At 72.8% G+C, this 12,386-nt stretch carries 16 protein-coding genes; 11 read left to right on the top strand and 5 right to left on the bottom strand.

Annotated elements, in window-relative coordinates:
- Window positions 1-177 precede the first annotated feature (177 nt).
- The 10 genes from ACVGV2_RS04070 (at window position 178) to ACVGV2_RS04115 (ending at window position 8,003) form a co-directional block, all read left to right on the top strand.
- Window positions 178-744 (top strand): LOG family protein, encoded by a 567-nt coding sequence (locus ACVGV2_RS04070; RefSeq protein ID WP_459164711.1) that lies wholly within the window; start codon window positions 178-180, stop codon window positions 742-744.
- Window positions 744-1,619: a dihydropteroate synthase gene (gene folP, locus ACVGV2_RS04075; RefSeq protein ID WP_459165863.1), complete on the top strand. Its 876-nt coding sequence runs from the start codon at window positions 744-746 to the stop codon at window positions 1,617-1,619. Before ACVGV2_RS04070 ends, folP begins: the two co-directional genes overlap by 1 nt.
- A gap of 107 nt (window positions 1,620-1,726) precedes the next feature.
- A complete protein-coding gene (locus ACVGV2_RS04080) occupies window positions 1,727-2,062 on the top strand; it encodes a PadR family transcriptional regulator (protein ID WP_459164712.1) in 336 nt (111 codons plus the stop codon).
- A 164-nt stretch (window positions 2,063-2,226) separates the two neighbouring features.
- Window positions 2,227-2,733, top strand: coding sequence for a DivIVA domain-containing protein (locus ACVGV2_RS04085; RefSeq protein WP_459164713.1), 507 nt, complete (start codon window positions 2,227-2,229; stop codon window positions 2,731-2,733).
- The gene (locus tag ACVGV2_RS04090; RefSeq protein ID WP_459164714.1) at window positions 2,730-3,302 is read left to right on the top strand and encodes a DNA-3-methyladenine glycosylase I; all 573 of its coding nucleotides are present in this window, start codon (window positions 2,730-2,732) and stop codon (window positions 3,300-3,302) included. The genes ACVGV2_RS04085 and ACVGV2_RS04090 overlap by 4 nt, the downstream gene beginning before the upstream one ends.
- Before the next feature lie 503 nt (window positions 3,303-3,805).
- Entirely contained in the window at window positions 3,806-3,973 is a 168-nt protein-coding gene (locus ACVGV2_RS04095; RefSeq protein ID WP_459158441.1) for a DUF3117 domain-containing protein, read from the top strand.
- A 331-nt stretch (window positions 3,974-4,304) separates the two neighbouring features.
- Complete coding sequence (locus ACVGV2_RS04100) at window positions 4,305-5,810, top strand: leucyl aminopeptidase family protein (protein ID WP_459164715.1); 1,506 nt, start codon at window positions 4,305-4,307, stop codon at window positions 5,808-5,810.
- Between the two features lie 94 nt (window positions 5,811-5,904).
- Window positions 5,905-6,147, top strand: coding sequence for an SHOCT domain-containing protein (locus tag ACVGV2_RS04105; RefSeq protein WP_459164716.1), 243 nt, complete (start codon window positions 5,905-5,907; stop codon window positions 6,145-6,147).
- Window positions 6,148-6,207: 60 nt separating this feature from the next.
- Window positions 6,208-7,356, top strand: coding sequence for a sensor histidine kinase (locus tag ACVGV2_RS04110; protein ID WP_459164717.1), 1,149 nt, complete (start codon window positions 6,208-6,210; stop codon window positions 7,354-7,356).
- A complete protein-coding gene (locus ACVGV2_RS04115; RefSeq protein ID WP_459164718.1) occupies window positions 7,356-8,003 on the top strand; it encodes a response regulator in 648 nt (215 codons plus the stop codon). Before ACVGV2_RS04110 ends, ACVGV2_RS04115 begins: the two co-directional genes overlap by 1 nt.
- A 127-nt stretch (window positions 8,004-8,130) precedes the next feature.
- Here ACVGV2_RS04115 and ACVGV2_RS04120 read toward each other — a convergent pair whose 3' ends face one another.
- Window positions 8,131-8,964 (bottom strand): MmyB family transcriptional regulator, encoded by an 834-nt coding sequence (locus ACVGV2_RS04120; protein ID WP_459165864.1) that lies wholly within the window; start codon window positions 8,962-8,964, stop codon window positions 8,131-8,133.
- Between ACVGV2_RS04120 and ACVGV2_RS04125 the strand changes: the two genes are divergently transcribed.
- On the top strand, window positions 8,863-9,369 hold the full coding sequence (locus ACVGV2_RS04125) for an aldo/keto reductase (RefSeq protein ID WP_459165865.1): 507 nt from the start codon (window positions 8,863-8,865) through the stop codon (window positions 9,367-9,369). The genes ACVGV2_RS04120 and ACVGV2_RS04125 overlap by 102 nt on opposite strands.
- A 61-nt stretch (window positions 9,370-9,430) precedes the next feature.
- Here the strand turns inward: ACVGV2_RS04125 and ACVGV2_RS04130 are convergent, their stop codons facing one another.
- The 4 genes from ACVGV2_RS04130 to ACVGV2_RS04145 form a co-directional block, all read right to left on the bottom strand.
- On the bottom strand, window positions 9,431-9,634 hold the full coding sequence (locus ACVGV2_RS04130) for a zinc-ribbon domain-containing protein (protein WP_459164719.1): 204 nt from the start codon (window positions 9,632-9,634) through the stop codon (window positions 9,431-9,433).
- A gap of 185 nt (window positions 9,635-9,819) precedes the next feature.
- Window positions 9,820-11,199, bottom strand: a complete 1,380-nt coding sequence (locus tag ACVGV2_RS04135; protein ID WP_459164720.1) for a hypothetical protein — start codon at window positions 11,197-11,199, stop codon at window positions 9,820-9,822.
- 29 nt (window positions 11,200-11,228) lie between these two features.
- Window positions 11,229-11,852: a DUF3558 domain-containing protein gene (locus ACVGV2_RS04140; RefSeq protein WP_459164721.1), complete on the bottom strand. Its 624-nt coding sequence runs from the start codon at window positions 11,850-11,852 to the stop codon at window positions 11,229-11,231.
- Between the two features lie 11 nt (window positions 11,853-11,863).
- Window positions 11,864-12,349 (bottom strand): hypothetical protein, encoded by a 486-nt coding sequence (locus ACVGV2_RS04145; RefSeq protein WP_459164722.1) that lies wholly within the window; start codon window positions 12,347-12,349, stop codon window positions 11,864-11,866.
- Window positions 12,350-12,386 lie beyond the last annotated feature (37 nt).

Here is a 12,386-nt window from a genome sequence, read left to right on the forward strand (position 1 = left end):
GTGACTGCTTGGTGTGTGCTCATCGTACGCCGCCGTGACGACGTGTGAATCCCCGGTGAACTGGTATTTCTGCTCGGCAGCGGTGGTCGCACCAGCGGTGCCGAGCGCCGCAGCGCCGCTACGATGTCCCGCAGGCGAGCGCTTGCACGGGCGGGACGACGCAGCAGGAGGACTAGAGTGAACGCGAACGAGGCCACCGGGGAGACGGCGGTGTGCGTGTACTGCGCCTCCCGCCCCGTGCCGCAGCGCTACATGGACCTGGCCGCCGAGGTGGGCACGGGCATCGCCAAACGTGACTGGACGCTCGTCTCCGGCGGCGGCCGGGTGTCGATGATGGGCGAGGTCGCCCGCGCCGCGCGGTCCGGCGGGACCCGCACGATCGGCGTCATCCCGCAGGCGCTCGTGGCGCACGAGATCGCCGACGAGGAGTCCGACGAGCTGCTGGTCGTGGACAACATGCGCGAACGCAAGGGCCTCATGGACAGCCACGCCACGGCGTTCCTCGCCATGCCGGGCGGCATCGGCACCTGCGAGGAGCTGTTCGAGGTGTGGACCTCCCGCTACATCGGGCTGCACGCCAAACCGGTGGTGCTGCTCGACCCGGACGGGCACTTCGACGGCATGCTCAGCTGGCTGCGCGGCATGGTGCAGTCCGGCTTCGCCGCGCAGTCCTCGCTGGACGTGCTGACCGTCGCCACCGACGTGGAGCGGGCGCTGGACGCCTGCACCGCGGTTCCGGCGTGATGCAGGAACCGGCCGAGCTGCGTTTCCGGGACAAGGCCATGCCCGGGCGCCCGCTGGTGATGGCGATCGTCAACCGGACGCGCGACTCCTTCTACGACCGCGGCCGCACGTTCACCGAGGACGCGGCGGTGGCGGCGGTGGACCGCGCCGCCGACGAGGGCGCGGACATCATCGACATCGGCGGGGTGCGCGCCGGCGCGCAGGGCGAGTCGGTCGACGCCGCGGAGGAGGCGCGCCGCGTCGTGCCGTTCGTGCGGGAGGTCCGCCGCAGGCACCCGGAACTGGTGCTCAGCGTGGACACGTGGCGGCACGAGGTGGCCCGCCGGGTCTGCGAGGAGGGTGCGGACCTGCTCAACGACACCTGGGCGGGCGCCGACCCGTTGCTGGCCGAGGTGGCCGCGGAGTTCGGCGTCGGCGTGGTCTGCTCGCACACCGGCGGGTTGCCGCCGCGCACCGACCCGTTCCGCCCCCGCTACACCGACGTGGTCGGCGAGGTCACCGAGGAGCTGGTGCAGCGGGCCGAGCGGATGGTCGCCACCGGTGTGCCCGCGCGGGGCGTGCTCATCGACCCGACGCACGACTTCGGCAAGAACACCTGGCACGGGCTGGCGCTGCTGCGGCATGCCGACCGGCTCGCGGCCACGGGGTGGCCGGTGCTCATGGCGCTGTCCAACAAGGATTTCGTCGGCGAAACGCTCGGGGCGGACGTGGACGAGCGCGTCGAGGGCACGTTGGCGGCCACGGCGATCGCCGCCTGGCAGGGTGCGCGGGTCTTCCGGGCGCACGAAGTGGCGCAGACGCGGCGGGTGGTGGACATGGCCGCGTCGATCGCCGGGACGCGCCCGCCCCGCGCGGTGCTGCGCGCCCTGACATAGGGATGCCTCCTGTGAGGCAGCTCATTCGTGCGTGCTGGTTTTCGGGACCAAGGTCCCTTGCCGGGAGGCGGTGACAGTACGCGCGGATATCCGTAGAGTCGCTACCCGTGAAGGCAGATGCGCTACGCGGCCACCTGGACGCTCTGTTACTCGCCACGCTCGACGGCAGGGCCCTGCACGGGTACGCGATCATCGAGGTTCTCCAGCAACGCAGCGGTGGTGCGGTCGACCTGCCGACCGGCACCGTCTACCCGGCGCTGCGGCGCTTGGAGAGCGCGGGCTACGTGCGCAGCAGGTGGAGCACGGTGGGCGGCCGCCGGCGGCGGACTTACCAGCTCACCGAAGCCGGGCAGCAGACGTTGAACGCCGAGCGCCGGGCCTGGCGCGAGTTCACTTCCGCGATCGAAGGGGTGCTGGGCGGCCGGGCGGCCGCGCCGGTGTGACCCCGGGCCGCCGCGTGCACACCGCAGGGGCTGTTCGAGGGTTGGCGGAGCCGTGGGGGAGCGGGGTGCCGGAGTAGCGGGGAGGCACCTCCTGCACGGCTCGCGCGCCGCCGCGCGCAGGTCCCGGCCCGGAGCCGGGGCGCACCGTGTCACGATGGGCGACCGTGGCTAGTGCGCTCCTCTACCTGTTCGCGGCCCTGGTCGTCGGGGCCGTGGTGTTCCTGCTGGCCTCGGTGGTCTTCGGCCGCGGTGAACAGCTCGAGTCGCTGCCGCCCGGGGCGACGCCGACCCACCTGCCGTCCTCCGAGGTCGACGGTTCCGACGTGCGGGCGCTGCGGTTCCAGCAGGTGCTGCGCGGCTACAAGGCCTCCGAGGTCGACTGGGCGCTGGAACGGGTCGCCGGTGAGCTCGAGGAGGTGCGCGGCCGGGTGGCGGTGCTGGAGCGCCAGCTCGCGGCGGCCGAGGAGCAGCTGCACCGAGCGCGCGACGAGCGCTCCGACGCCGCGGGCTCCGCTGACCCCGGGGAGGGCTCGTACCCCCGTCCGGACACCGGGCAGTCGAACGGCGGGCAGCCGGACACCGGGCAGTCGAACGGCGGGCAGCCGGACACCGGGCAGCCGGGCAACGGGGACTCGGGCGCAGGGCAGCCGAACGGCGGGCGGCAGGAATGACCGGCGCGGTCCGCGGCGATGACGGCTACGCGCGGTGTCCCTGGGGCGCGCACCCGGCGGACTACGCTGAGTACCACGACCGCGAGTGGGGGGTCCCGGTGCACGGGGACCGGGACCTGTTCGAACGGCTCACCCTGGAGGCGTTCCAGTCGGGCCTGGCCTGGCTGACGATCCTGCGCAAGCGGCCCGCGTTCCGCCGCGCCTTCGCCGGTTTCGATCCGCGCCGGGTGGCCGCCTTCGGCGCGGGCGAGCGCGCCGCGCTGCTCGCCGACCCGGGCATCGTGCGCAACCGCGCGAAGGTCGACGCGGCGATCGCCAACGCGCGCGTGCTGGTGGACTCCGGCGAGTCCCTCGACGAGCTGTTGTGGTCCTTCGCGCCGGCCGAGCGCGGTTCTCCCCGACCGCGGGGGCCCGCGGAGGTGCCCTCGCGCACGCCCGAGTCCACGGCGATGGCCCGGGCGTTGAAGCGGCGCGGGTTCGTGTTCGTCGGGCCGACCACGTGCTACGCGTTGATGCAGGCCACGGGCATGGTCGACGATCACGTGACGGGTTGCTGGCGAGCGGGCTGAACCGCCTGCCCAGGTCGCGACCGCCTGCCCAGGTCGCGGCGACGCGGTGCGCGACCACCCGGGAGTGAGTGTGATCAGGCGCACAGAACGCGCCGCGTGTGCACCCGAGCACGCTGCGCGAGGACCCCGGCAGGCGCTGCCGTCGAATTGAACCTCGGTCGTGTCAATCCTTTTCGCCACCACCCGAGAGTGCACAGTGGACTTCCGAGGCGGCTGGATTCCCGCTCGCTGTCGGGGGGTTGGCGGGCCGCGCCCCGCTCCGCCGCGCGGCGACACGCCGGGCCGCGTGCCCGGGATCGCGGACGGCGGTGCGTGCGCTTGATCCGGATGAATGCCGCACAACCCCCGGAAAACCCGTGCTCGACCGGATTCGACCAGCGCAGGACGGACCCGAGTTGATCGGTTCGCTTTCATCCTGCGCTCTGGATGGGGGACAATGGGGTAGACCCGAGCTAGCTGTGCGCGAAGCCGCGGGGTGTCGGATTTCACGGAGGGAGCACGCTATGGCGGCCATGAAGCCCCGGACCGGAGACGGTCCCCTCGAGGTGACCAAGGAGGGACGCGGCATCGTGATGCGCGTTCCGCTCGAGGGTGGTGGGCGTCTCGTCGTCGAGATGTCGGTCGAGGAAGCGAAGAACCTGGGCGACGCGCTGGAGTCGACCACGGGCTAGGTTCGCGCGGAACGGGTCGCGCGGACCAGACCGCGCCCGGGTGAGCCGCCGCGGCCGGGCACCCGCCGGTGTGGACAGTCCGGCGCGATTCGATCGCGTTCACCTCTCGGGTCGCCGACGGTGATGGCGAGGTGCCCCACCGGCACGTGCTGCGGCGCACGCGGCAACACGTGCCGGCGGGGACGGTGCCGACGCGGCCTCCAGCGACCCGAAGACGTTGCCACATACGAAAGGTCTGCTGTTGTCCGCCGCTGTGTTTCGTACCTCGCGGTCGCACCGCGCAGTCGAGCCGAACCTGCCCGCCGTTCCGACCCCACTGGTCGAAGTGGACGTGACCGGGACGTGGCGGGACGGCGTGCCGAGCGCCGTTCCGCTGTTCACCGGTGAAACCGCCACCGAACCGGTGCCCGCCGCGGCAGCCGACGTGGACGGTGCCGTGCTCACCGCGATCGGCGCACGGGCCGACGCGGGTTCGCTGCACACGCTGCCGTTCACCGACGGGCGTTCCGGGTGGGCCGTCGGCGTCGCCGAGGGCGAACCCGACCAGTGGCGCCGCGCCGGCGGCGTCCTCGGCCGCGCGGTGCGCGACCGGCTCGCCGCGTCCACCTCGGACGAGAGCACCCCCGAAGATCTCGGCGACGCCGCCGAGGCCGAATACCTCCAGGTGCGCCTTCCCGCCGGCGTCACCTCCGAGGCCGTCGCCGCGCTCGTGCTCGGCGTGACCCTCGGCGGCTACCGCTTCCGCGTCACCGAAAAACCCGACCCGATCAGGCTCCGCCGCGTCCTGCTCGTCGCGGCGCCGGGCGAGGACACCGCCGCACTGCGCGAGGCCGCCCGGCAGGCGCGGAAGTGGGCGAGCGCCACCTCCCTCGCCCGCGACCTGGCCAACGCCCCGTCCAATATCAAGGACCCCGCGTGGCTGGTGAACACGGCCGCCGGGATCACCGGTGACCACGACGCCGTCACCGCCACCGTCCGCGACGAGAAGTGGCTCACCGAGCACGGTTTCGGCGGCGTCCTCGCCGTCGGCGGCGGGTCGGCGCGACCTCCGCGGCTGCTGGAGCTGACCTACCGGCCCGAGGGCTCCTCCGACGCGCCGCACCTGCTGCTCGTCGGCAAGGGCATCACCTTCGACACCGGCGGCGTGTCGCTGAAACCCGCCGACGGCATGCACTGGATGCGCACCGACATGGCCGGCGGAGCCGCCGTCGTCGGGGCGCTGTCGGCCATCGCCGAACTCGCCCTGCCGGTGCGGGTGACCGCGCTCGTGCCCGCCGCGGAGAACCACGTCTCGGGCAGCGCGTACCGGCCCGGTGACGTGGTGCGCCACTACGACGGCACCACCAGCGAGATCGACAACACCGACGCCGAAGGCCGGCTCGTCCTCGCCGACGCCATGGCCTACGGCGCGCAGCAGTACCGGCCCGACCTGGTCGTCGACGTGGCCACGCTGACCGGTGCGGCGAAAGTCGCGCTGGGTCTGCGCACCGGCGGTGTGTTCGCCACCGACGACGAGCTCGCCGAACGCCTGCGCGAGGCGGGCCGGCGCACCGGGGAAGCCTGGTGGCCGCTGCCGCTGCTCGACGACCACGCCGAGGCCGTCCGCGGCGACCGCGCCGATCTCAAACAGGCGCCCGCCGGACCGGGCGCAGTGACCGCGGCGCTGTTCCTGCGCGAGTTCAACGCCGGGCTGCCGTGGGCGCACCTGGACATCGCCGGGCCGGCGCGGGCGGAATCGGACCACGACGAGGTCACCGCGGGCGCCTCCGGCTTCGCCGCGCGCAGCCTCGTCGAACTCGCCGCCGCCTACGCGCAGCAGCTACGCGGATCCGCGTAGGCGGGATCCGCTCGCGCGCTGACGACGCGACCCCCGCGCTCCGGCGAAGCTGGCGACCAGCACGACCGGACGGAACCAACGGGGGTGAACCGCCATGAACGAGATGCTGCTGGCGTGGGGACCGCACGCCGGGAACGGGCCACCGGGATTCGTTTTCCCCCTGGTGTGGCTGGTGATCCTGGCTGCGGTAGTTACCACGGTCATCCTGCTGCGGCGCCGCGCCGAACGCCGCTCGGGTCCCCGCGCGGGGCAGGCCGTCCTCGCGGAGATGTACGCGCGGGGGGAGGTCGACGCCGACGAGTACCGCCGCCGACGCGGGGTGCTGGGTGAGAAGTAGCAGCACCGGCAACCGCCCGGGTCGTGCACCCGGGCGGTCCGCTTCCCTACCCTGCGAGAGGTGGCGGCCGTGCATCCCGGGCTGATCCCGAAACGCCCCTCGACCGGCGACCTGGTGCTCGGCGCCGTCGCGGCCGGCGCCGTCGCGATCGGTACTGTCGGCGCGAACATCGGCCAGGGCATGACCACCGGCCCCGACGCGGGCATGCTCGTCAGCGGAGCGCTCGCCGGCGGTCTGCTCGTCTGGCACCGCAACGCCCCGCTCTTCGCGCTCGCCGGCGTGGTGCTCGTGGCGGTGGGGTACCTGGCCGCCGGGTACGCGTTCGGCCCGGTGCTGCTGTGCGTGCTGCTCGCCCTTTTCGAAAGCGCCCGCAACGTCGGCCGCCACGTTTCCCTGCCGGCGTGCGCGGTCGCCGCCGCAGTCGTCGTCACGACGATCGCGCTGCGCGAAGCGCACGGGGACCGCCCGTGGTTCTTCGCCGCGTTCGCCGGAGCCGGCTGGTTGATCATCCCGTGGACGCTCGGCACGCTCGCGCGGATGCGCGCCAAAGCCGCCGAACGCGCCCGCCGCGAACTGGCCGAGCGGGCGAAAACGGCCGAGCGGATGCGCGTGGCCGGCCAGGTGCACGACGTCGCCGGGCACGGCTTCTCCGCCGTGGCCATGCAGGCCGGAGTGGCGCTGCTCGTGCTCGACGAGGACCCCGCCCAGGCGCGGCGCATCCTCGAAGCGATCCAGTCCACCAGCACCACCGCGCTCGGCGAACTGCGCACGATGCTGGACACGTTCCACCAGGACCCGTCCGACCAGCCGCGCACGCCGGAGACCTCGGTGCACGACCCGGCCGGACTCGCCGGGCTCCTCGACACGCTCCGGGCCGGCGGGCTGCAGGTGCACGTGGACAGCACGGGGCTGGACCGACCGCTGCCGGACGCCGCCGCCCACCTCGTCCACAGCCTCGTGCGGGAAGCGTTGACGAACGTGCTGCGCCACGCCGACAGCTCCCGCGCCGAGGTGCGGGTGCGGCGCGACAGCGCGGAGCTCGTCGTCGACGTGCTCGACCACGGCGCGGGCACCGGCACGGTACGGGAAGGACGCGGCCTCTCCGGCATGCGCGAGCGCGTGCGGGCAGCCGGCGGAACACTGGTCATCAGCAGTGGCGCGGGGAGGGGATTTCGAGTGACCGCGCGGATACCCGCCGGGGAGGCGTGATGATTCGAGTCGTGGTGTCGGACGACCAGGAACTCGTGCGCATGGGGCTGCGCGTGCTCGTCGACCGGGAATCCGACATGGTCGTGGTCGCCGAGGCCGCCGACGGCGAGCAGACGATCGAACGGGTGCGCGAGACCGGTGCGGACGTGCTGTTGCTCGACATCCGCATGCCCGGCATGGACGGTCTCACCGCACTGCGCACCATCACTGCCGACCCGGAACTGGCGGACACGCGCGTGGTCGTCGTGACCACCTTCGAAATCGATCGCTACGTCTACGAAGCGCTGCACGCCGGGGCCAGCGGATTCGTCCGCAAGGACACGGCCCCGGACGACCTGGTGCAGGGCATCCGCGTCGTCGCCGCGGGAGAAGCGCTGCTGTCGCCCTCGGTGACCCGCCGCGTGATCGGCATGTTCGGCAGGAGCGCCGCGGCACCGCAGGGTGCGGTGCCGGGCATCGACGAACTAACCGAACGCGAGCGGGAGATGGCCGCGTGGGTGGCCACCGGGCGCTCCAACGCGGAGATCGGCGAGGAGCTCGTGATCAGCCCCGCGACGGTGCGCACGCACGTCAGTCGGGCGATGGTGAAGCTCGGCGCGCGGGACCGGGCGCAACTCGTGGTCAAAGTGGTGCAGGCGGGCTTGTGAGCTGGCGTGCGCGCTGAGCAGGCCAGCGGGGGCCGGGTGACCGCCGTGCTGCTCGGCTTCCTCGATGCTCCGGACGCCGCACGGACGTGGCGCCGCACAGGGCCCGGTGTCGCACCGGGCCCGGCGGTCAGCTCTCCTCGCTGGCCGAGGAAGCCGGTTCTTCCTCGCCGAGGTCCTGGGTGGCCGCCCAGCTGGCGAGCATCTTGAGGGCGTCGGCGGCGGGACTGTCCGGCGGTGCGGTGTGGACGTTGAGCGTCATCCCCGGGTCGGAGGGAAGTTCCATCGACTCGTAGTTGAGGTCGAGCTGGCCGACGACGGGGTGCCGCAGCCGTTTCCGCCCGCTGCGGTGGAGCTGCACGTCGTGCGAAGCCCAGCGTTGGCGGAAGACCTCGCTCTGCGTCGACAGTTCCCCGACGAGTTCGACGAGGGCTTTGTCGTGCGGGTTGCGCCCGGCCTCCAGGCGCAGCATCGCTGCGGCGTCGTTGGCGACCTTGTCCCAGTCGACGAAGAAGTCCTGCGCGGCCGGGTTCAGGTAGGCGAACCGGGCGGTGTTGGCCGGGCGGCGGGGGTCTTCGAGCACGGGGGAGTAGAGCGCGCGGGCGAGCCGGTTCATCGCCACGATGTCGTGGCGCGCGTTGCGCACCCAGGCCGGTGCGTCCGAGATCGCGTCGAGCACGTGTTGGACGGTGGGTCGCACGCTGGTCGGCGGGTTCCGACGCGGCTTCGGGCTCCGCCCGGAGGCCCGGGCGAGGGCGAACAGGTGGTCCCGCTCGGCCTCGTCGAGCTGCAGGGCGCGAGCGAGCTCGTCGAAGCGGGCAAGGTCCGCCACTTCGGGCTCTCCGAAGCCGGCGCCGGAACGATCCGCCGCGCGCACGCGGTCCAGCCGGTCACGGCGGTGCAGAGCGAGTACTCGCTGTGGACCCGCGACCCCGAGCCGGCGGTGCTGCCGGCCTGCGCCGATCTCGGCATCGGGTTCGTCCCGTTCAGCCCGCTCGGCAAGGGCTTCTTCACCGGCACCGTCGGCACGGCGGCCGAATTCGCCGATGGCGACATCCGGAACACGATCCCGCGTTTTGCCGCCGGCAACATCGACGCCAACGAGGCGCTGGTGCACCACGTCCGCGCCCTCGCCGAGACGAAGGGGACCACTCCCGGGCAGATCGCGCTGGCTTGGCTGCTGGCCCAGCAGCCGTGGGTCGTGCCGATCCCCGGCACCCGCCGCCGCGGCCGCGTCGACGAGAACGCCGGAGCCACCCAGGTCGCGCTGTCGGCGGACGAGGTCGCCGATCTCGATCTGCTCGCCGCCCACGTCGGCGTCCAGGGCGACCGCTACAACGCCGCCGGGATGGCGATGGTCGGTCTCTGAGCGCACATCGCCATCCGGCAGAACGACGAGAACGGCGGCTGACGAGGAGGCAGGACGCGGTTCAGGCTGCGACGGCGGTGCCGCAGATGCCGCAGACCTCCAGCCGGCGGCGCTTCCAGCGTGCGACCGGGACGAAGAACAACGTGAACTGCTTGAACTGCCGGATGCGCGTCCACTGCGTCGTGTTGTGGCAGCGCGGGCAGCTCCGGGTCCCTGCGGGGCCGAGGTGCTGCTGCTTGGTGCCGAGACCGAAAATGACGAACACTGCGCCAGCGTAGGCAGCGATCCGCAGCAGTCGGTCATCGGCACGGCCTCTTCTTCGTCGGCACGGACGCGTTCGTCGAGGTCGTCCCCGTCTGAGTTGGGCAGGCGGATCGACTGGTGAAACCTCGTGGCGGCCGGTGGTGCAGTGCGCGGCACCACCGGCCCGTGCGCGAGGGTTCGGCGGGTCTACCGCTCGTCGGCGTCCCACTCGCCGAGGACGGCCGGTGCGGTCCGCGGCATGTCGTTGAACCACACGTCGTCGTTCTCCTCCAGCCAGGTGGAACGCTCGTTGTCCTCGTCCTGCCCGGACTGGCCGGCGCGGGCCGGCGCACCGGCGAAGCCGCCGCGCCCCGGAGCCGAGGATCCCGGAGCGGTGCCGCCGGTGATGCCGTTCGCACCGGGGGAACCGACGCCGGAGCGTCCGCCCGGACCGAGGGAGTTGCCGGCTCCACCGCGCGATCCCGGAGAGCCGGTGCCGCCGCGGGAGCCGGGGGTCTCGACGCCGGTCCCGGTCCGCGCGCCCGCACCGCCGCGCGCGCCCGGAGCACCGGTGCGACCGCCGGGGCTCGCCGCACCGCCGCGCGCGCCCGGAGCACCGGTGCGACCGCCGGGGCTCGCCGCACCGCCGCGCGGACCGCCTGCAACCACGCCCGGGGCGAGACCACCGCCTCCGCCGGGACCGCCGGGCGCCGTGCCCGGGGTTCCCGGAGCACCCGGCCCGCCCGGGGCCGTGCCCGGGGCAGCGCCACCCGGAGCCGTCCCCGGCGGCGTTGCCCAGGAGGAGCCGGTGTCCGCCGGGGCGCCGGCCGAGCCCGGGGTGGCCGGCAGGTGGCTGCCGCCGCCGGTGGCGTTCACCGCGGCCATGCCGCCGCCGGTGGGCTGGGCCGTTCCGGTGCTGCCGGACACGCCGGTCGAGGTGTTGACCGCGGTGCCGCCGCCGCGCGGGCCCGCGTTCTGCTCGTAGGCCATCTCCGGCGGGCTCGGGAACGTCGGCATCCTGCTGGACGAGGTCTGCACGGCCTGGTCGTAGTTGTCGTAGATGCGCTTGGCTTCCTGGGCCTTCTCGGTGGCCTGCTGCTCCTGCTCCTGCAGGTCCGTCTCCGTGCCGAACAGGAAGGCGCCGCCCTTCTCCAGCATGTTGTCGGTGGCGTCGACCTGCACCGGCTCGGGCATGCCCTTGACCTTGCCGAAGGCATCGCCCTGCTCGGTGGCCGCGTCACCGACCGAGCGGGACACGTCCTGCGCGTCCCGGATGAACTGGGTCATCGGGCGCAGCGAGTCGCCGTGCTGCTCGGCGGCCTGGCCCTGCCACATGACGCCGGCCTTGCGGTTGGCCTCGTCGAGCATCGAGGCGACTCCCTCGAAGTCCTCGACGATGGAGTTCCGCCAGGCGGTGATCGCCTGCTCGATGGCCGGGTTGCCCGGTCCGCCGTGGATCTGGCCGTACTTCTGCTCGTGGTTGAACCCGACCGACTCGGTGATGTCAGCACTGCTGCCGCTGTCGATCGGTGCGGTGGCGGCGACGCCGGCGGCGGCGATACCGCCGGCGATCAGGATCGGAGCCATGGACGTGTCCCCCTTGCACGTGTGGTTGGTCAGGCGTCGGGAATGTTCTTGAGGACCTCGGTGGCGATCGTGTCCGCGTAGCCGCAGGGGTCCTGCATTTCGGGTGCGTCGCCTGCGTAACGCGTGAAGTCGACCCGGACCGTCGCCGAGTCGGATACGCCGATGTCGACGGAGCAGAGGCGGCTCTGCCGGTCCTTGTGGTTGGCGGGGTAGCCCTGCACCTCGGCGGGGTGGAACTCGTTGAACGTCTTGGTGTTCTCGTACATCTGCTGGGCGCCGATCGTGCTCTTCGGTGTCACCGTGACCGCTCCGTTGTCATGGCTCCAGTCACATGCGGAGTCTCCGGAGAGGGTATCGACCGGCTCCGGTTCGCCGCCGAGACCGAGCTGCTGGAGTTGCTCCGGGGTGAGCAGCTCGCACGCACCGCCAACGGCCTGCAGGTTCTTGGGCTGGTCGATCTGCGGGGCGTTCTGCTGCTGGCTCGGCGTCGACTCGGCTGGGCTGCTGGGCTGCTGATCCTCCGAGCCGGCGTCGGTGGGCGTGGCGCAGCCTGCCAGGCCGAGCGCGGCGAGCACCGCGGTGGTGCCCAGTGCGGTGCGGCCCAGCGTGGGGCGGCCCAGTGTGGGGCGGCCCAGTGTGGGGCGGCGGAGCACGGTCGGGGTCCTCACAGTTTCCGGGGGATGGCTTCCTCGTCGGTGGACTGGTAGTCCCGCTGGGCGGCCTCGAGCTGCTCGATCTGGTTCTGGAGCCGATCGATAGTCGCGTCGACGACCCAGGTGAGCTTGCCGGGCTCTTCGCCGGCCATGCTGCCCAGCGATTGCGCGAGCTTCTGGCTGACCTCGTCCGCAGCGGGACCGGGAAGCTCGCGCAGCTCTGCAGCCTTTCGCTTGATTCCCCGCAGTTTGTCCTGCGCCCCTCGGTACTTGGCGACGAGCCCGGGGATCTGCTCGACGTCGACGCTGAACGAGGCCTGCTGCACGCCGCCGCTGCCGTCGTTGACGTGCGTGTTCACCAGTGCCTGCGGTGTGCCGGCGCCGTTCTGCTGCAGCAACCCGAAGCCGGCCAGCGGCGGCACGGCGCCGGCGGTGGTGTCGGTGCTCGCCAGCGACAGCGGCGGTGGCGCCGCGTTCGGATCGGTGTTGTCGGCCATCGCTCCGGCGTCCCCCTGCTGGATGTGCTCGCGCGAT

The sequence above is a fragment of the Bounagaea algeriensis genome (assembly GCF_054491375.1).

Excerpts from the sequence above, each read along its gene's own strand:
- folP (WP_459165863.1), top strand. The coding sequence starts at position 744 with ATGCAGGAACCGGCCGAGCTGCGTTTCCGGGACAAGGCCATGCCCGGG.
- ACVGV2_RS04090 (WP_459164714.1), top strand. The coding sequence starts at position 2,730 with ATGACCGGCGCGGTCCGCGGCGATGACGGCTACGCGCGGTGTCCCTGG.
- ACVGV2_RS04095 (WP_459158441.1), top strand. The coding sequence starts at position 3,806 with ATGGCGGCCATGAAGCCCCGGACCGGAGACGGTCCCCTCGAGGTGACC.
- ACVGV2_RS04105 (WP_459164716.1), top strand. The coding sequence starts at position 5,905 with ATGAACGAGATGCTGCTGGCGTGGGGACCGCACGCCGGGAACGGGCCA.
- ACVGV2_RS04115 (WP_459164718.1), top strand. The coding sequence starts at position 7,356 with ATGATTCGAGTCGTGGTGTCGGACGACCAGGAACTCGTGCGCATGGGG.
- ACVGV2_RS04135 (WP_459164720.1), bottom strand. The coding sequence starts at position 11,199 with ATGGCTCCGATCCTGATCGCCGGCGGTATCGCCGCCGCCGGCGTCGCC.
- ACVGV2_RS04145 (WP_459164722.1), bottom strand. The coding sequence starts at position 12,349 with ATGGCCGACAACACCGATCCGAACGCGGCGCCACCGCCGCTGTCGCTG.